Source organism: Mesorhizobium sp. WSM1343, from assembly GCF_055901535.1.
Genome location: NZ_CM148370.1, coordinates 173995 through 190598, shown reverse-complemented (window position 1 = coordinate 190598; position 16604 = coordinate 173995). Strand labels below are relative to the sequence as shown.

General features: G+C 63.1%; 16 protein-coding genes. 7 read left to right on the top strand and 9 right to left on the bottom strand.

Annotation, left to right across the window (positions count from 1 at the left end):
• Positions 1 to 41 precede the first annotated feature (41 nt).
• Positions 42 to 752 carry a sulfate transporter family protein gene (locus AC0NIL_RS00895; RefSeq protein ID WP_024505792.1) on the top strand — a complete coding sequence of 237 codons (711 nt, stop codon included), beginning with the start codon at positions 42 to 44 and terminating at the stop codon, positions 750 to 752.
• A 9-nt stretch (positions 753 to 761) separates the two neighbouring features.
• On the opposite strand, the gene AC0NIL_RS00890 is transcribed toward AC0NIL_RS00895, so the two are convergent.
• The 6 genes from AC0NIL_RS00890 to AC0NIL_RS00865 form a co-directional block, all read right to left on the bottom strand.
• Positions 762 to 1760 carry a proline racemase family protein gene (locus AC0NIL_RS00890; RefSeq protein ID WP_275954134.1) on the bottom strand — a complete coding sequence of 333 codons (999 nt, stop codon included), beginning with the start codon at positions 1758 to 1760 and terminating at the stop codon, positions 762 to 764.
• Between the two features lie 13 nt (positions 1761 to 1773).
• Positions 1774 to 2577 carry an isocitrate lyase/PEP mutase family protein gene (locus AC0NIL_RS00885; RefSeq protein ID WP_024505790.1) on the bottom strand — a complete coding sequence of 268 codons (804 nt, stop codon included), beginning with the start codon at positions 2575 to 2577 and terminating at the stop codon, positions 1774 to 1776.
• 80 nt (positions 2578 to 2657) lie between these two features.
• Positions 2658 to 3512 (bottom strand): hypothetical protein, encoded by an 855-nt coding sequence (locus AC0NIL_RS00880; RefSeq protein WP_013528047.1) that lies wholly within the window; start codon positions 3510 to 3512, stop codon positions 2658 to 2660.
• Between the two features lie 69 nt (positions 3513 to 3581).
• On the bottom strand, positions 3582 to 4244 hold the full coding sequence (locus AC0NIL_RS00875; protein WP_027163757.1) for an HAD family hydrolase: 663 nt from the start codon (positions 4242 to 4244) through the stop codon (positions 3582 to 3584).
• Positions 4244 to 4729: a dUTP diphosphatase gene (gene dut / locus AC0NIL_RS00870; RefSeq protein WP_013528045.1), complete on the bottom strand. Its 486-nt coding sequence runs from the start codon at positions 4727 to 4729 to the stop codon at positions 4244 to 4246. The genes AC0NIL_RS00875 and dut overlap by 1 nt, the downstream gene beginning before the upstream one ends.
• A gap of 165 nt (positions 4730 to 4894) precedes the next feature.
• Positions 4895 to 5365 carry an Lrp/AsnC family transcriptional regulator gene (locus tag AC0NIL_RS00865; protein WP_013528044.1) on the bottom strand — a complete coding sequence of 157 codons (471 nt, stop codon included), beginning with the start codon at positions 5363 to 5365 and terminating at the stop codon, positions 4895 to 4897.
• Between the two features lie 115 nt (positions 5366 to 5480).
• Here AC0NIL_RS00865 and AC0NIL_RS00860 point away from each other — a divergent pair, with 115 nt between their 5' ends.
• On the top strand, positions 5481 to 5729 hold the full coding sequence (locus AC0NIL_RS00860; RefSeq protein WP_013528043.1) for a DUF6356 family protein: 249 nt from the start codon (positions 5481 to 5483) through the stop codon (positions 5727 to 5729).
• Positions 5730 to 6064: 335 nt separating this feature from the next.
• Here AC0NIL_RS00860 and AC0NIL_RS00855 read toward each other — a convergent pair whose 3' ends face one another.
• Positions 6065 to 7141 (bottom strand): NAD(P)/FAD-dependent oxidoreductase, encoded by a 1077-nt coding sequence (locus AC0NIL_RS00855; RefSeq protein ID WP_275954133.1) that lies wholly within the window; start codon positions 7139 to 7141, stop codon positions 6065 to 6067.
• A 121-nt stretch (positions 7142 to 7262) separates the two neighbouring features.
• On the opposite strand from AC0NIL_RS00855, the gene AC0NIL_RS00850 reads away from it, so the two are divergent.
• From AC0NIL_RS00850 to AC0NIL_RS00840, 3 genes are all read left to right on the top strand, one after another.
• Positions 7263 to 7859: a TetR/AcrR family transcriptional regulator gene (locus tag AC0NIL_RS00850; protein WP_275954132.1), complete on the top strand. Its 597-nt coding sequence runs from the start codon at positions 7263 to 7265 to the stop codon at positions 7857 to 7859.
• Positions 7856 to 8785 (top strand): haloalkane dehalogenase, encoded by a 930-nt coding sequence (locus AC0NIL_RS00845; protein WP_224673739.1) that lies wholly within the window; start codon positions 7856 to 7858, stop codon positions 8783 to 8785. Before AC0NIL_RS00850 ends, AC0NIL_RS00845 begins: the two co-directional genes overlap by 4 nt.
• A 100-nt stretch (positions 8786 to 8885) precedes the next feature.
• Positions 8886 to 10478 (top strand): peptide chain release factor 3, encoded by a 1593-nt coding sequence (locus AC0NIL_RS00840; RefSeq protein ID WP_275954131.1) that lies wholly within the window; start codon positions 8886 to 8888, stop codon positions 10476 to 10478.
• A gap of 75 nt (positions 10479 to 10553) precedes the next feature.
• Here the strand turns inward: AC0NIL_RS00840 and AC0NIL_RS00835 are convergent, their stop codons facing one another.
• Positions 10554 to 11024 (bottom strand): VOC family protein, encoded by a 471-nt coding sequence (locus tag AC0NIL_RS00835; protein WP_063170452.1) that lies wholly within the window; start codon positions 11022 to 11024, stop codon positions 10554 to 10556.
• A 253-nt stretch (positions 11025 to 11277) separates the two neighbouring features.
• On the opposite strand from AC0NIL_RS00835, the gene ilvD reads away from it, so the two are divergent.
• On the top strand, positions 11278 to 13122 hold the full coding sequence (gene ilvD, locus AC0NIL_RS00830; protein ID WP_275954130.1) for a dihydroxy-acid dehydratase: 1845 nt from the start codon (positions 11278 to 11280) through the stop codon (positions 13120 to 13122).
• Positions 13123 to 13286: 164 nt separating this feature from the next.
• Here ilvD and AC0NIL_RS00825 read toward each other — a convergent pair whose 3' ends face one another.
• Positions 13287 to 15041 (bottom strand): ABC transporter ATP-binding protein, encoded by a 1755-nt coding sequence (locus AC0NIL_RS00825; protein WP_013528036.1) that lies wholly within the window; start codon positions 15039 to 15041, stop codon positions 13287 to 13289.
• Between the two features lie 169 nt (positions 15042 to 15210).
• On the opposite strand from AC0NIL_RS00825, the gene AC0NIL_RS00820 reads away from it, so the two are divergent.
• Positions 15211 to 16512, top strand: a complete 1302-nt coding sequence (locus AC0NIL_RS00820) for an amidohydrolase family protein (RefSeq protein ID WP_275954129.1) — start codon at positions 15211 to 15213, stop codon at positions 16510 to 16512.
• Positions 16513 to 16604: the final 92 nt, after the last annotated feature.

Genomic DNA, 16604 nt, shown 5'->3' with positions numbered 1-16604 from the left:
CCGCCTTTTAGGCGGCGTCAGCTAACCGGGGGTGTGACAAGGTGATTTTCGACGCTGCCCGCGCTGCGGCCCTCGAGCTGATTTCGCCTCCCTTTCGGGCCGTGTTCGTCAAGACGCTGGGCTTGACCGTGCTGGCACTGGTGGCTCTGTGGTTCGGCCTGACCAGCCTCGTCGAGTGGCTGGCGCTGCCGTGGCTGCAGACGCTGTTGCCCGGCATGCCGTCCTGGGCCGGGTGGCTCGGCGGCATCATCGCGGCAATAGCGCTTGCCTTCGGCATGGCGTTGCTCATCGCGCCGGTGACGGCTGTTGTCGCCGGCCTGTTCCTCGACGATATCGCCGAAGTGGTCGAGCGCACCGACTACCCCGGCGATCCGACCGGCCGCGCCATGCCGGCGCTGCGCTCGCTGGTGCTGTCGGCGCGATTCCTCGGTGTCGTCATTCTTGGCAACATCGTCGCGCTGCTGCTTCTCTTGGTGCCGGGCGTCAACATAGCCGCCTTCTTCATCGTCAACGGCTATCTGCTCGGGCGCGAGTTCTTCGAATTCGCAGCCATGCGCTTTCGCGGGGAAGACGAGGCCAGGGCCTTGCGCAGGCACTATGCCGGCACGGTGTTTCTCGCCGGGCTGCTCATCGCGGCTTTCCTCGCCGTGCCGTTGCTTAACCTGCTGACGCCGCTGTTCGCCGCCGCCATGATGGTGCATCTGCACAAGGCGATCTCGGTGCGGGAAGTGGCTCGCTCCTCGCGCCGCTGAGCATTTTCTTCAGCGCAACAGGAATCCGCGTCCGAGCTCGTCGTCCGCTTCGACGATGAATTCGGCCCGCCCGGAATAATAGGCGCGGCCGCCGACGCGGGCGATGATCGCCTCATGCCGTCCAGCCTTCGCCGTCCGCGCCACGGCTCCGGAAAAACGCGAGCCGGCGATGCTCTCGAATGTGCGCGTCTGTCCGATCGCGATCTCGCCCTTGGCATGCATGGCCGCCAGCCTTGCGGTGACGCCGGAACCGGTTGGCGAGCGGTCGACCTCGGCTTCGGCGAAGACGCAGATGTTTTTGGTCACCTCGCCGGAAAATGTGTCGCGGCCATCGGTCAGGATGGTACCGTATAGGAAGGCAAGGTCGCCGTGGTCGGGATGCGACAGCGGAAATTCAGCCTTGAGCCTGTCCGTCAGCCCCGTTGCCGCATCGACGAAATCGCGCATCCGGCTTCTGCCGAATTCGAGCCCGAATTGGTGACAATCGGCCAGCGCGTAGAAGGCGCCGCCATAGGCGACGTCGAAGCCAATCGTGCCGTGGCTCGCCAATTCGATCGCCTGTCCACCGGCGAACAGGAAGGCCGGCACGCTTTCGAACGAAACCGCACCGGCCTTGCCGTCCCTGACCTCGACCGAGGCGACGACCAGCCCGCACGGCGCCTCGATATTGACTGTCGTGACTGGTTCCTGTTTCGCCACCAGCCCTTCATCGATGGCGTAGCGGCCGAGCGCGACGATGGCGTGGCCGCACATCGTCGAATAGCCCTCATTGTGCATGAACAGCACGGCGAGGTCGGCGCCGGGCAGGTCCGGCTCGACCAGCAAGGCGCCATACATGTCGTAATGGCCGCGTGGCTCGAACATCAGGATTTTCCTGAGATGATCGAGATGGTCGCGCACATAGGCGCGCTTTTCCAGGATCGTGCCCTTGGGGATACCGGGATAGCCGCCGGTGACGATCCTTAGCGGCTCGCCGCCAGTATGCATGTCGATCACGGTCAGCGTCATGCGACGGGCCCCATTAATCCGAAGATTTGCCGAAGAGGGCCTGCAATTTGCTGAACGGCATGGCGGCGCGGGTGAAGCCGAAGGTGCCGTCTTGCTGGATTTCGCGTGCCGCCGTTTCCAGCATGCCGTAGGCGAAATTGGTCAGCCACGGCCCGAGCGAGATACGCTTGACGCCGGCCATGGCGAGATCGGCGATGGTAAAACCCGGTACCGCCATGACATTGACCGGCTTGCTGACGGCAGAGCAGAGCGTGCGGATCATCTCGACGTTGCCGATGCCTGGCGCATAGAGTACGTCGGCGCCGGCCTTCTCGAACGCCTGCAGCCGCTTGATCGTGTCGTCGAGGTCGGACTTGCCCCAGAGGAAATTCTCGGCCCGCGCAGTGAAGACGAAATCGCGTTTCAGGGCCCGCGCCGCTTCCACGGCCGCCGCAACGCGTTCGACGGCGTGCGCAAAATCATAGATCGGCTTGTCCGGATCGCCGGTGTGGTCTTCGATCGAGCAGCCGGCAAGGCCGGCAGCTTCCGCCGCGAAGATGGTTTCGGCGGCCTGCTCGGCGCTGTCGCCCTTGCCTTTCTCGAGGTCGGCCGAGACCGGCAGGCTGGTCGCCGCGGTCACTTCGCGGCAATGGTGGATCATCTGGTCGAAGGTCACCGCGCCGTCCGGCAGGCCGCGCGAAAAGGCAAAGCCGGCGCTGGTCGTCGCCAGCGCCGTGAAGCCGAACGAGCCGAGCAGCTTGGTCGTGCCGATATCCCAGGGATTGGGCACGACGAAGGTCGAGGCATGCAGGTCGCGAAAGATCTTGCCCTTGTCCATGGTAGTTCCCCCATCATATGCGGTGTGGCGAAGCGGATTTTATCCTGCTCCATCTGGCCGGGCAAACGAATGCGGTTGGTTCAGAAGCGTTTGGCGTTCTCTCCTGCCAAATTGTTCAGCGCGTCGGAATCCTTGGCGTAGTGCGACGTTGTCTTGTCCCAATGATAGGTGACGGAGATGTCGTGAGATTCAGGTTTGGGCGGCTGGTCATCGCAGCTTTCGTCGTTCACGACGGTGGCATCGGTCACCGTTACCTTGATCGCCGCATGGCGTCGGCCCTCTGCGATGGCTTTAAAGGCAACGTCCTGCGTCCGGCTATAGGCACACACGTGCTCGTCGAACAAATAGATGATGTCGATCAGCTTCAACTTGTCCCTGGCGACCATAATCAGCGGGACGATCATATAGTTCTGGTTTGAATTGGAATGCGAACTCTCGATCATGAGGATATCATCATTGGCGCCGATGCCGAGCTTGCCGGGTTCGCGGAAATAGGTGCTGCGGTCGAGGGCGACATTGGCGGCGTCGAGCAGCCTTGGTTTGCCCGTAATGTCGTAGAGCGCTAGCACCGCATAGCCTTCTGCGCTGTCTGAGGAATCGCCGAGATCGAACAGCATGGTCAGGCGGTCCTTGCCTCCCGCCTTGATGGCAAGCACGGAGGCATTGGAAAAGCCTGAGGTTTCGGGCGGCGAGCCGCCGCTGTCGGGTCCCTCGATATGGCGCATCGCGATCGGCAGCCCGCCCCTGTAAAAGCCATTCTTGTCGGCGGCGAGGTCTGGAATGATCATCCTGGCGAGGTCGAGATAGGTGATGTCTTTTTGGCCGGGCAGTGGGCTGCCGAGCTCCGGAAGGCTGGCGTCTTGCGCGCCGGCTGCGGTCCACAGCAATGGCAGCAGCATCACGGCGAGGATGAAGCGAAGCAGGTTCGTCGGCATGGTCGCCTCAGGCTGTCGGCCGCGCGGAACGTAGCACAGCCTCCCAACCCGTCCAGTCCGTCAGCCAGCTCAGTGGATCGGCACCAGCCCGGCCAGTTCGCGCATGTCGTCGAACAGGATGCCGCCGGCCTGGATAAGGCCGTCGCGGTCGGAATAGGGATCGGCGTGATAGGAAAACACCCGCATGCCGGCCGCGATGCCGGCCTGCGTGCCAGCGACGCTGTCCTCGATGACGATGCAGTCGGCAGGTGCAAAGCCCACCGTTTTCGCAGCATGCAGGAACAGGTCCGGAAACGGCTTGCCGCGCGCGACCATCGTCGAGGAAAACATCGCGTGTTCGAACAGCGGCAACAGCCCGGTCTGGCCAAGTGTGATGTGCATCTTCGATACCCGGGCCGAGGTGGCGACGCAATAGGCGATCCCGGCTGACCGCACGGCCTCGACGAATTCGCGGACATAAGGGATTGCTTCGACGCCGTGGGCGAACAAATCCGGCAGGCCGGCGTTCCAGAGATCGACAAAATCGGCGCCAAGCCTGACGCTGGTCTCTTCTTCGATCTCTTTCTGCACCGACGCCATGCTGCGACCGGAGAAATTCTTGCGGCAATATTCGAAGCTTGTCGGATAGCCGGCAGCGGTCAGCCATTCGGCAAGGCGCCGATTGGCCAGGTTCTCCGTATCGACCAGGATCCCGTCGCAGTCGAAGATGACAAGTTTAGGCAGTTCAGGCATCAGGCGGTGCCGGTCGATCCGAACCCGCCCGCGCCGCGCGCCGTGCCGCCGGCCAGGTTGCGCTCTTCCACGGCGGCTTGCGTCACCGCGGCAAAAACGATCTGGGCGATGCGCATGCCGCGCGTCACGGCAAAGTCCTCATCGCCGAGATTGATCAGCAGCACCTTCACCTCGCCGCGATAGTCGCTGTCGATGGTGCCGGGCGTGTTGAGGACGGTAAGCCCATGCTTGAAGGCAAGGCCCGAGCGCGGCCGCACCTGGCCTTCCATGCCTTCGGGAATTTCCAGGATCAGCCCGGTCGGCACCAGAGCGCGTTTTCCGGGCAGGATCAGCAGCGGCCGGTCGTCCGGCACCGCGGCGCGCAGATCCATGCCGGCAGCACCGGTGCTTTCATAAGCAGGAAGGGGAAGTCCTTCAGCATGCGGCAACCTGACGAAGCCGACGGTCGGACCGATGACGGAGGGAGTTTGAAGGGCTGCGCGCATAAAATCGATCCTATCGGCGCGAACGGCGATTCGGTCAACTCGCCCGCAAGCCTATCAACGGCTTTCTTTCAGGCATCAGTATGGCCTGAGGTGTGTTGAGATTCAGGTCAGGCCGAGTCGAAACCCGTCGTTTGCAGGCCGGCATCACCTGAATATCGACATATCTTAGCGCACTTCCATCGGAACCACCGTCGTCTCCTTGATCTCTTCCATCACGAAAGAGGCGGAAACATCAGACAGCGCCACCTTGGCGATCAGCCGCTGGTAGAGCCGGTCATAGGCCTTCACGTCGGCGACGCGGGCGCGCAGAACGTAGTCGAGGTCGCCGGACATGCGGTAGACGCCGATGATCTCGGGAAAGCCGGTCACCGCCGCCCGGAATCTCTGCAGCCACTCCGGATCGTGGTTGGACGTGCGGATCAGGATGAAGACGGAAAGGCCAAGCCCGAGCTTTTCGGCATCGACCAGCGCCACCCTGCCGGTGATGACACCGGCCTCCTCCAGCCGCTTCACCCGGCGCCAGCAGGCATTGCGCGACAGCGCCACCCGTTCCGACAACTGGTCGACCGACAGCGTGCCGTCGCGTTGCAACTCGGCGAGCAATTTCCGGTCGATTTCGTCAATTTCCAGCGCCATGTGGGATATTTGTCCCATGCATCACCGAAATACAAGGACATTTTGAGACCGATGAACCGGCGAAGCATGTCAGGATACTCATATCAGGAACTTCAAGCGCTGAAGGGGAACCAGCATGTCGGTTGCAAGGATTTTCACCTCTCATCCGGCCAAGGTCGGCGAAACCTATTTCAGCCACATGGGCTTTGCCGCCTGGTTTTCGTCGCGCCTGTTGATGGCGGCCGGCGCCGCGCTCGTTCATGCTTTCTTGCCATTTCTGTTTGAAACTACCGCCAGCCGAATCGTTCGCGAGCTTTACGAGCGGACGCACAACAGAGGCACGCACGCGACCAAGGAGCCTGCGGCTCTTATGGATCGCGCCTAGGCGATCCCGCCATCGAGCTTCGTCACCATGACCAGGGACGGGATCAACATTCGGCCTTTTGCTCCGGCCGTGGCGAAGCTGGCGTTGGCCGGGTAGTTGCAAATTGCGGCAACGCCGCGGGCCAGCGCCCCCCTCTGTCCTGCCGGACATCTCCCCCTCAAGGGGGGAGATTGGATGTCGCGACGGCTTTCGCCAATCGCCGACCTTGCGGGACTGAGCGAGGCGCCGAAACTGCCAATCTCCCCACTCGAGGGGGAGATGTCCGGCAGGACAGAGGGGGGCGCCGTAGGGCGTTAACCTATACAGACATCGGCCGACGCTGCCGTCCGTCCGGGTTATTGAGCAAACCGTCCCAACCCGTAAGGCGCGAGCAGCGGATCGCGCTCGCCATCAAGGATTTCGCGAGCGGCAAACAGGCCGACGGCCGGCGCCAGCGTGATGCCGGAATGCATGACGCTGACATAGACGCCGTCCATGCCCTCGGCGCGGCCGATGATCGGAAAACCGTCGATCGGCGTCGGCCGGTAACCGACCGTGTGGAAATCGAGCGCCAGCCCGTCTCCGCCGCGCAGGCTGGCTTTCAGGACCGCGAACAGTTCGCTGGCGGTGGCTTGCGCATCCATGCCGGGGTCGGCGCCGCCGAAATCGGAACCGGCGATGATACGGCCCTCGGCGGTCTGGCGCATATGCAGCCGCTCGGCCAGCACCAGTCCGTTCAGCAGTTTCTCGTAGGGCCGCGAGTGGACGATCAGGCCAGGTGGCGTCTCGAGCGGCAGATTTATGCCGGCGGTGGCGGCAATGCCCGCCGAGCCGACGCCGGCCGCGATCAACACCTCGTCGGTGGCAAGCAGCCCATGCGATGTGTCGACGCCCGAAATCCTGCCGCCTGTCTGGACAAGCGCCGTCACCGTGCTGGAGATGATCCGCGCGCCGCGTCGTTCGGCATCGGCCAGCAGCGCCTTCGTTGCCGCGACCGGCTCGGCAACGCCCTCTTCGGCGACATGCAAAGCGACGTCCGGGAGTTCGGTGAGATTAGGCTCTATACGGGCCGCGCCGGCGCGGTCGACGCGCTCGATGCCGTAGCCCCAGGCCGAATGCTGCGCGGTATAGGTTTCCATGTCGGCCGCCGATAGATCCCAGCACAGGCCGCCGCACCAGTTGAGCGGCAGGCCGGGCACGTCCCGCGCCAGCCGCGACCATTCGGCCATGGCGCGGGTGCGCAGCCGGAAATAGGGCTCCGGATTGCCCCAGGTGGCATTGATCCAGGCAAAGGAGTTCGGCGTGGCGACCCCACCGGCGGCGCTGTCGGCGGCGATGACCGTCACCTGTGCGCCTGCCCTGGTCAGGTGCCAGGCCATGGAAGCACCGATGATGCCGGCGCCGATGACGATCACTTGTTTCACCGCAGCCATGTTCGCTCCTCAAACTCGCCACCCCCTGAGGGACACTCTTCCAGTGCCACCCCCGCTTGCCAACATCGGCAACGCAAATTATTCGGCTTGACATCAATACGTACGTACGTATTATATCGGTATGGCCAGACAATCACTCCGCGAAAACCTCCTTGACGCCGGGTTCCGGACCATCTGGAATTCCGGCTATGCCGCCGCCGGTGTGCGCGACATCGTTGCCGCCGCCGACGCCCGGCCCGGCTCGTTCACCAACCATTTTGCCTCCAAGGAGGAGTTTGCCGGGGAGGTGCTGGACCGCTATTTCGCCTATGTCGGCACGTTGGTCGAGAAAGCCTTGGCGCAGGACGGCACGCCGCCCATCGGCCGGCTGAGGCGCTACGTCGATGTCATCACCTCGAAGCTTGAGGCGCATGATTGGGCACGCGGCTGCATGATAGGCAATCTCAGCCTCGAGACCGCGGTCCACAGCGAGCCGCTGCGCCTGCAACTCGTCGACATCTTCGAACGCTGGCGCCAGCCCTTCGCCGCCTGCATCGCCGAAGGCCAGGCAGCCGGCGACATCTCCAAGGCCTTCGAGGCCGAGGACCTTGCCGACTTCCTGCTGTCGTCTTGGCAGGGCGCCATGCTGCGCATGAAGGTTGAACGTAGCCCCGCGCCGCTCGAGCGGTTCAAGAAAATCATCTTCAGCACAGTTTTTGCAAAGGAGCCGACCCCATGAGTTCGAAAGCCAACATTTCTCAAGCTGGCGTCGCTGCACCGAGACGCTCGCAGATCGCCGTGCTCGATTCGACCATGTCCTATGTCGAGACGGGAGCGTCCGGCCCCACCGTTCTGTTCCTGCATGGCAATCCGACCTCATCCCACATCTGGCGCAACATCATCCCGTATGTCGCGCCGCTCGGTCGCTGCATCGCGCCCGACCTGATCGGCTACGGCCAATCCGGCAAGCCCGATATCGATTATCGCTTCTTCGATCACGTCCGCTATCTCGACGCCTTCCTGGACGTGCTCGACATCCAGGAAGTGGTGTTGGTCGCGCAGGACTGGGGCACGGCCCTGGCTTTCCATCTCGCGGCGCGGCGACCGCAACGCGTGCTCGGCCTTGCCTTCATGGAATTCGTCCGACCCTTCGAGCGCTGGGAGGATTTTCATCAGCGCCCGCAAGCCCGCGAAATGTTCAAGGCGCTGCGCACGCCGGGTGTCGGCGAGAAGCTGGTCCTGGAAGACAATGTCTTCGTCGAAAAAGTGTTGCCGGCCTCGGTGCTGCGTACACTGAGCGATGAGGAGATGGCCGTCTACCGGGCGCCGTTCCCGACACCGCAATCGCGAAAGCCGGTGTTGCGCCTGCCTCGGGAATTGCCGATCGAGGGCCAGCCCGCCGACGTTGCCGCCATCAGCGAACATGATCATCGCGCACTTCGGCTCTCCACCTATCCGAAACTGCTGTTTGCGGGCGATCCCGGCGCGCTGATTGCGCCGCAGGCCGCACGCGAATTCGCCGCCGGGCTGAAGAACTGCCGGTTCATCAATCTCGGACCCGGTGCGCACTATCTGCAGGAAGACCATGCCGACGCGATAGGCGGCACCATTGCCGGCTGGCTCCCCGAGGTCGTTCAGGCGAGCCGCACGGCCGAATTGGCCTGAAGCAAGCCATGGCTTCCGGCGGCTTCCCTGCCGCCGGACCGGTCGACAGGCCGGCAGTGCGCTGCTAGAAGCCCGGCCTGTCACACGGAAATCCCAGAGAATGCCCGAAGCAATAGAAGAAGAAGTGGCGCGCCGCCGCACCTTCGCGATCATCGCGCACCCGGACGCCGGCAAGACCACGCTCACCGAAAAGCTGCTGCTGTTCGGCGGCGCCATCCAGCTTGCCGGCGAGGTCAAGGCCAAGAAGGACAAGATCCAGACGCGGTCGGACTGGATGAAGATCGAGCGTGAGCGCGGCATTTCAGTCGTCACTTCGGTGATGACCTTCGAGTATGAGGACAATGTCTTCAACCTGCTCGACACGCCCGGCCACGAGGATTTCGCAGACGACACCTATCGCACGCTATCGGCGGTCGACTCGGCCGTCATGGTCATCGATGCCGCCAAGGGCATCGAGCCGCGCACGCTGAAGCTTTTCGAAGTCTGCCGGCTACGCGACATCCCGATCATCACCTTCGTCAACAAGATGGATCGCGAAAGCCGCGATCCGTTCGAGATCCTCGATGAGATCGAGCAGAAGCTGGCGCTGGATACGGCGCCGATCACCTGGCCGATCGGCCGGGGCAAGAATTTTTCCGGCACCTACCATCTGGCGCTGAACGCCGTGCGCAGGGGCGACGACGAGAAGGAGCGCACGCCGGTCAACGGTCCCGATTCCAACCACGTCGCCGGCCTTTTGCCGGAGAACGAGCGCGAGGCCTTCATCGAGGAGCTGGAGCTGGCGCGGGAAGCGTGCAGACCCCTTGATATAGAAGCCTTCCGCGAGGGTCACCTGACGCCGGTCTATTTCGGCTCGGCGCTGCGCAATTATGGCGTGCGCGACCTGATCGAGGCGCTCGGCGCTTTTGGACCGCCGCCGCGTGCTCAAGAGGCCGACACCCGCAAGGTCGAGGCGACCGAAGAGAAGATGACGTCCTTCGTCTTCAAGATCCAGGCCAACATGGATCCCAACCACCGCGACCGCATAGCCTTCGTCCGCGTCTGTTCGGGCAAGCTCGAGCGCGGCATGAAGGCCAAGCTGGTACGCACGGGAAAACCGATGTCGCTGTCGGCGCCGCAGTTCTTCTTTGCCCGCACACGCGTCACCGCCGACGAGGCCTTTGCCGGCGACGTCGTCGGCATTCCCAACCACGGCACGCTGCGTATTGGCGATACGCTGACCGAGGGCGAGGAAATCCTGTTCCGCGGCGTTCCGAATTTCGCCCCGGAAATCCTGCGCCGTGTCCGCCTCGGCGACGCGATGAAGGCCAAAAAGCTGAAGGAAGCGCTGCACCAGATGGCAGAGGAGGGCGTCGTGCAGCTGTTTTCGCCCGAGGACGGCTCACCGGCCATCGTCGGTGTCGTCGGCGCGCTGCAACTCGACGTCCTGAAGGAACGGCTGAACTTCGAATACACCCTGCCGGTCGAATTCGAGATGTCGCGCTTTTCCGTGTGCCGCTGGATCTCGGCCGACGACAAGGCCGAGGTCCAGCGTTTCATCGAGGCGCATCGCGGCGACATCGCCCGCGACCTCGACAACGACCCGGTGTTCCTCGCCCAGCACGCCTTCTCGCTGAACTACGAAGCGGAGCGCTGGAAGGCGATCGAGTTTGCCACGATCAAGGACTATCAGGTCCGCGACAGAGCGGCGTAAGTCGCGCTTTTTCCTACTCCCCGTTCACGGGGAGAAGGTGCCCGAAGGGCGGTTGAGGGGCGGCGCGACCCTCGACTATCCTCTAGCGGCTTCTTCGATCTTGGCGATGTCGATCTTGCTCATCTGCATCATCGCCGACATTACGCGGCCGGCCTTGGCCCGGTCCGGATCCAGAAGCAGGCGCGGCAGCTGCTCCGGCACAACCTGCCAGGAGACGCCGAATTTATCCTTCAGCCAGCTGCATTGCGATGGTTGGCCGCCACCTTCGATGAGCTTGTCCCAGAAGTAATCCACCTCTTCCTGCGTCTTGCAGTCGATCGACTGCGACATCGCTTCGCTGTGCTTGAACTGCGGTCCACCATTGAGCGCCTGGAACTGCACGCCGTCGAGTTCGAACGTGGTCACCAGCACCTTGCCTGCATCGGCGTGGCCTTCGGGCCAACGCATCACGCTCAGCACCTTGGAATTCTTGAAGATGGAGACGTAGAAGTTCATGGCCTCTTCGGCTCGGCCGTCGAACCACAGGCAGGTGGTGATCTTTTGCATGTCGTGCTCCTCGTGCTGTTTCGGTCGCTGTTCCTGTGAAACGGCTGACTCCGAACATGGTGCCATCTCCTTGCCGTCTGCCCAAGGACGGACATGCAGCGCGCCATCCGACAGTGCCACGCATTTTTTTGAGAGAATCTGGCGCATTGCAAAATTGTGGCCAGACCATACTTGCGCGTCTATAACGCCTGCGGTCCGAATTCAGCTCCGCCGCGCCAACCCCTGGGCTGCGGCCAGCCACCAAGGAAAAAACATGCCTGCCTATCGTTCCCGCACCACCACCCATGGCCGCAACATGGCCGGCGCTCGCGGCCTCTGGCGCGCCACCGGCATGAAGGACTCGGATTTCGGCAAGCCGATCATTGCGGTGGTCAACTCCTTCACCCAGTTCGTGCCGGGCCATGTCCATCTGAAGGATCTCGGCCAATTGGTCGCGCGCGAGATCGAAAAGGCCGGCGGCGTTGCCAAGGAATTCAACACCATCGCCGTCGATGACGGCATCGCCATGGGCCATGACGGCATGCTCTATTCGCTCCCGTCGCGCGAGCTGATCGCCGATTCCGTCGAATACATGGTCAACGCGCATTGCGCCGACGCCATGGTCTGCATCTCCAATTGCGACAAGATCACGCCCGGCATGCTGATGGCCTCGTTGCGCCTCAACATCCCGACCGTCTTCGTCTCCGGCGGTCCGATGGAAGCCGGCAAGGTGGTGCTCGCCGGCAAGACGCAGGCGCTCGACCTGGTCGATGCCATGGTCGCGGCCGCCGACGACAAGATCTCCGATGAGGACGTCAAGGTCATCGAGCGCTCGGCCTGCCCGACCTGCGGCTCCTGCTCGGGCATGTTCACCGCCAATTCGATGAATTGTTTGACCGAGGCGCTTGGCCTGTCGCTGCCCGGCAACGGCTCGACATTGGCGACGCATGCCGACCGCAAGCGTCTGTTCGTCGAGGCCGGCCACCTGATCGTCGATCTCGCGCAGCGCTATTACGAACAGGACGACGAAACCGCACTGCCGCGCAACATCGCCTCGAAGGGCGCTTTCGAGAACGCCATGACGCTCGACATCGCCATGGGCGGTTCGACCAACACCGTGCTGCACATCCTGGCTGCCGCGCATGAGGGCGAGATCGATTTCGATCAGGACGACATCGACGCGCTGTCGCGCAAGGTGCCGGTGCTGTGCAAGGTTGCGCCCGCCAAGTCCGACGTCCACATGGAAGACGTCCACCGCGCCGGCGGCATCATGGCGATCCTCGGCCAGCTCGACAATGCCGGCCTGCTCAACCGCGACCTGCCGACGGTGCATACGTCAACCCTGGGCGAGGCGCTCGACCATTGGGACATTTCCCGCACGACCAGCCAGAGCGTGCGCGATTTCTTCCTCGCCGCCCCTGGCGGCGTGCCGACACAGGTCGCCTTCAGCCAGGAGCGCCGCTGGGACGAGCTCGATCTCGACCGCGAGAAAGGCGTTATCCGCTCGACCGAACATCCCTTTTCCAAGGATGGCGGCCTTGCCGTGCTGAAGGGCAATCTGGCGCTCGACGGCTGCATCGTGAAGACGGCGGGCGTCGATGAATCGATCCTGAAATTCACCGGCCCGGCCCGCGTGTTCGAAAGCCAGGATTCGAGCGTCAAGGCGATCCTGTCCAATGAGATCAAGGCCGGCGATGTCGTCGTCATCCGCTATGAAGGACCGCGCGGCGGCCCCGGCATGCAGGAGATGCTCTACCCGACCAGCTATCTGAAGTCGAAGGGCCTCGGCAAGGCCTGCGCTCTGGTCACTGACGGCCGCTTCTCCGGCGGCACCTCGGGCCTGTCGATCGGCCATGCGTCGCCGGAAGCCGCCGAAGGCGGGCTGATCGGGCTGGTGCAGGAGGGCGATACGATAGAGATCGACATCCCGAACCGCAGCATCCGCCTGGCTGTCGATGAGGCGGAACTCGCTGCGCGACGGGCGGCGATGGAAGCCAAGGGCGCCATGGCCTGGAAGCCGGAGGAAAAGCGCAAGCGCAAGGTGACGACCGCCTTGCGCGCCTATGCCGCCATGGCCACCAGCGCGGCCAAGGGCGCGGTGAGGTTTGTGCCGGAGTGAGGTTTCTTCCTTCTCCCCCTGTGGGAGAAGGTGTCGCCGCAGGCGACGGATGAGGGGTGTTCCAGAGAACACCGATGTCTCACTCCGCTGGAACACCCCTCATCCGTCTCGGCGACGCGCGCCGATCCACCTTCCCCCACAAGTGGGGGAAGGGAAGAGAAGTGCTACGGCATCAACTGATACTCATAGAGCTTCTGGTAAAGCCCGCCCTGCTTGAGCAAGGCCTTGTGCGGGCCGCTTTCCACCACCTTGCCGGCTTCGAGCACCACGATTGTGTCGGCCTGGTGCACGGTCGACAGACGGTGCGCGATGACGATCGTCGTGCGGCCTTCCGTCAATTGCTGCAGCGCGTCGCGGAACAGCGCTTCCGATTCGGCGTCGAGCGCGCTGGTCGCTTCGTCCAGCAGCAGGATCTCCGCATTGCGCAGCATGGCGCGTGCGATCGAGATCCGTTGGCGCTGGCCGCCCGACAGTAGGCCGCCATTCTCGCCGACATCCGTCTCGTAGCCTTTCGCCTGCGCGCTGATGAAGTCATGCGCGTTGGCCGCCTTGGCGGCGGCGATCACCTCATCGTCGGTCGCACCCTCGCGCCCAAGCCGGATGTTGTGCATGATGGTGCCGGCAAACAGGAACGTATCCTGGCTGACATAGGCGATCTTTTCCCGCAGCGATGCGAGCGTCGCATGGGAAATATCCTGACCGTCGAACAGCACCCTGCCGCTCTGCGGATCATACATGCGCATGATCAGGTTTAGAATCGTCGACTTGCCGCCGCCGGAAGGCCCGACCAGCGCCGTCATCTTGCCGGGCGCAAGCGTCAGATCGAACCTGTCCAGCACCGGCGGCCCTTTCTGATAAGCGAAGTCGACGGCGTCGAACCGGATCTCGCCCGGTCCGGCCAGAAGCGGCTTCGCGTCCGGCTTCTCGACCAGAGTGAGCGGCTGGTCGGCGAGCTCGAACATCATACGCACGCCGACAATGCCGCTTTCCAGCGATATGCGCACGCGCGCAAGGCGCTTTGCCGGCTCATAGGCAAACAGGAGTGCCCCGATGAAGGCCATGATGTTTCCCGGCATTTGGCCGCCCTGCAAGACCAGGAAGCCACTGACGAAGATGGCCCCGGCAATTGCCAGCCCGGCCAGCGTCTCCATCACCGGGCTTGTCGCAGCCTCCAGCGTCGCGATGTTGTTGGCCCGGTTCTCGACGTCCGACACCGCTTTGTACATGCGGTTGCGCATTGCGCCTTCGAGGTTGAAGGATTTGACGACGCGCACGCCGATTGCCGTTTCCTGCATCACCTGCACGATCTGGCCGACCGAGCGAAACTCCATCGCGGCGAACTTGCGAACACGTTTCAGGATGCGGTTGACCCCGTAGATAGCCAAGGGGCCGACGACGAAGCAGATTATAGACAAGGCTGGCTGCTGCCAGACCATGACTCCTACCAGGACGACCAGCGACAACAGATCGCGCACATAGGACGTGACAACGAGGTCGAGCACGTTGCGTGCCGCCTGCGCATTGTTGGTCATGCGTGTGATCAGGTCGGACGACGAGGTCGAATGGTAGAATTCGATGCCTTGCGCCAGGATGCGGTCGTAGATCTTGCGCTGGCGGTCGGCGATGATGGCGTTGCCGACACGGCTCATGAAATAGGCCTGAATGAAGTTGGCGAGGCCCTTGAGGATGAAGATCGTGGCGACCCCGCCCGCAATCAGGTTGACCCGGTCAATCCGCTTGAAAACTACGAATTCGTCGGTGATCTCTTTGAGAATCCAGGCGCTGGCGCCGGTCGTGGCGGCCACCACAAGCATCGACAAGATCGCGGCGCCGTAGCCAAACCTGTGCTGATAAAAGGATTCCCGGATCAACCTCGCGACGAGGCGCTGGTTTTCCGTCGAGCGGAAGAAACGAAACAAACGGCGGATCCTTGAAACCGGGACAACGAAGGCGGCTTATAGAGGGAGTTGCGGCCGGATGAAACCATCCGCGGCCGCCGCGGACAAATCGCTGTTGCAAGCGGCATCGACGGGATGCGATTTTCAGCCTCGGCTATATCAGATGATTCTTTTGACGGGATGACGACGGATGGATTTCGACCTTATCGTTCGCGGCGGCACACTGCCTGATGGCAGGGTTGCCGACATCGGCATCAACGGTGAGACGATCGCGGCGATCGAGCCCGTTCTCCAGGGTTCCGCGCGGACGAAGGTCGACGCCCATGGCAATCTGGTCTCGCCGCCCTTCGTCGATCCGCATTTCCACATGGACGCGACGCTCTCCTACGGCATTCCGCGCATCAACGCGTCGGGTACGCTGCTCGAAGGCATTTCGCTGTGGGGCGAGTTGAAGCCGCTTTTGACGCATGAGGCGGTGCGTGATCGCGCGCTGGCCTATTGCGACTGGGCGGTGTCGATGGGCCTGCTCGCCATCCGCACCCATGTCGATGTCTGCGATGACCGCCTGCTGGCGGTCGAGGCGCTGCTCGAGGTCAAGAAGACGGTCGCTCCCTACATCGATCTGCAATTGGTCGCCTTCCCGCAGGACGGGTTTTATCGCTCTCCATCGGCGCGTGAAAACACCATCCGCGCGCTCGACATGGGCGTCGACATCGTCGGCGGCATCCCGCATTTCGAGCGCACCATGGCCGACGGCACGCGCTCGGTAACGGAGCTGTGCGAGATCGCGGCCAGCCGCGGCCTGATGGTCGACCTGCATTGCGACGAGACCGATGATCCGCTGTCGCGCCATATCGAGCAGTTGGCCTATGAAACGCAGCGTCTTGGTCTGCAGGGCAAGGTCGCCGGTTCGCACCTCACCTCGATGCATTCGATGGACAATTACTACGTCTCGAAGCTGCTGCCGCTGATCGCCGAGGCCGGCGTCTCGGTCATTCCCAATCCGCTGATCAACATCATGCTGCAGGGCCGCCACGACACCTTCCCGAAGCGCCGCGGCCTTACCCGGGTCAAGGAGATGCTGGCGCTCGGCATTCGCGTCGGTTGGGGCCAGGATTGCGTGCTCGATCCCTGGTATTCGCTGGGCACCGCCGACATGCTCGATGTCGCCTTCATGGGTCTGCACGTCGCTCAGATGTCGAGCCCGGCCGAGATGGCGCGCTGCTTCGACATGGTCACCAACGTCAATGCCGCGATCATGGGCCTCGATCATCTCGGCCTGGCGGTCGGCAAGCGCGCCAGCCTGGTCGTCCTCGATGCCGGCAATCCGGTCGAAGCCCTGCGGCTGCGCGCCGAGCGCCTGTGCGTCATTGCCAGGGGCAAGGTGGTGGCGGAGCGGACGAAGCAGGAAACCAGGCTGTCCATCGGCGGAAGGCCGGGAATGGTGAACCGGCGGCACATATCCGGCTCCAATCAAAGAGATAGAGCATGATGTCGTCCGAAAACCGCTTCACACTTTTCGGCATCATGCTCTAGATACAGCCGATTCCCGGCGCTGGTCTTACCCATCGCCCGAATTCTCCT

What these genes read in the sequence shown, in the direction of transcription:
- AC0NIL_RS00890 (WP_275954134.1), bottom strand. Translation starts at nt 1,760, where the DNA reads ATGACGCTGACCGTGATCGACATGCATACTGGCGGCGAGCCGCTAAGG.
- AC0NIL_RS00885 (WP_024505790.1), bottom strand. Translation starts at nt 2,577, where the DNA reads ATGGACAAGGGCAAGATCTTTCGCGACCTGCATGCCTCGACCTTCGTC.
- AC0NIL_RS00880 (WP_013528047.1), bottom strand. Translation starts at nt 3,512, where the DNA reads ATGCCGACGAACCTGCTTCGCTTCATCCTCGCCGTGATGCTGCTGCCA.
- AC0NIL_RS00875 (WP_027163757.1), bottom strand. Translation starts at nt 4,244, where the DNA reads ATGCCTGAACTGCCTAAACTTGTCATCTTCGACTGCGACGGGATCCTG.
- dut (WP_013528045.1), bottom strand. Translation starts at nt 4,729, where the DNA reads ATGCGCGCAGCCCTTCAAACTCCCTCCGTCATCGGTCCGACCGTCGGC.
- AC0NIL_RS00865 (WP_013528044.1), bottom strand. Translation starts at nt 5,365, where the DNA reads ATGGCGCTGGAAATTGACGAAATCGACCGGAAATTGCTCGCCGAGTTG.
- AC0NIL_RS00860 (WP_013528043.1), top strand. Translation starts at nt 5,481, where the DNA reads ATGTCGGTTGCAAGGATTTTCACCTCTCATCCGGCCAAGGTCGGCGAA.
- AC0NIL_RS00855 (WP_275954133.1), bottom strand. Translation starts at nt 7,141, where the DNA reads ATGGCTGCGGTGAAACAAGTGATCGTCATCGGCGCCGGCATCATCGGT.
- AC0NIL_RS00850 (WP_275954132.1), top strand. Translation starts at nt 7,263, where the DNA reads ATGGCCAGACAATCACTCCGCGAAAACCTCCTTGACGCCGGGTTCCGG.
- AC0NIL_RS00845 (WP_224673739.1), top strand. Translation starts at nt 7,856, where the DNA reads ATGAGTTCGAAAGCCAACATTTCTCAAGCTGGCGTCGCTGCACCGAGA.
- AC0NIL_RS00840 (WP_275954131.1), top strand. Translation starts at nt 8,886, where the DNA reads ATGCCCGAAGCAATAGAAGAAGAAGTGGCGCGCCGCCGCACCTTCGCG.
- AC0NIL_RS00835 (WP_063170452.1), bottom strand. Translation starts at nt 11,024, where the DNA reads ATGCAAAAGATCACCACCTGCCTGTGGTTCGACGGCCGAGCCGAAGAG.
- ilvD (WP_275954130.1), top strand. Translation starts at nt 11,278, where the DNA reads ATGCCTGCCTATCGTTCCCGCACCACCACCCATGGCCGCAACATGGCC.
- AC0NIL_RS00820 (WP_275954129.1), top strand. Translation starts at nt 15,211, where the DNA reads ATGGATTTCGACCTTATCGTTCGCGGCGGCACACTGCCTGATGGCAGG.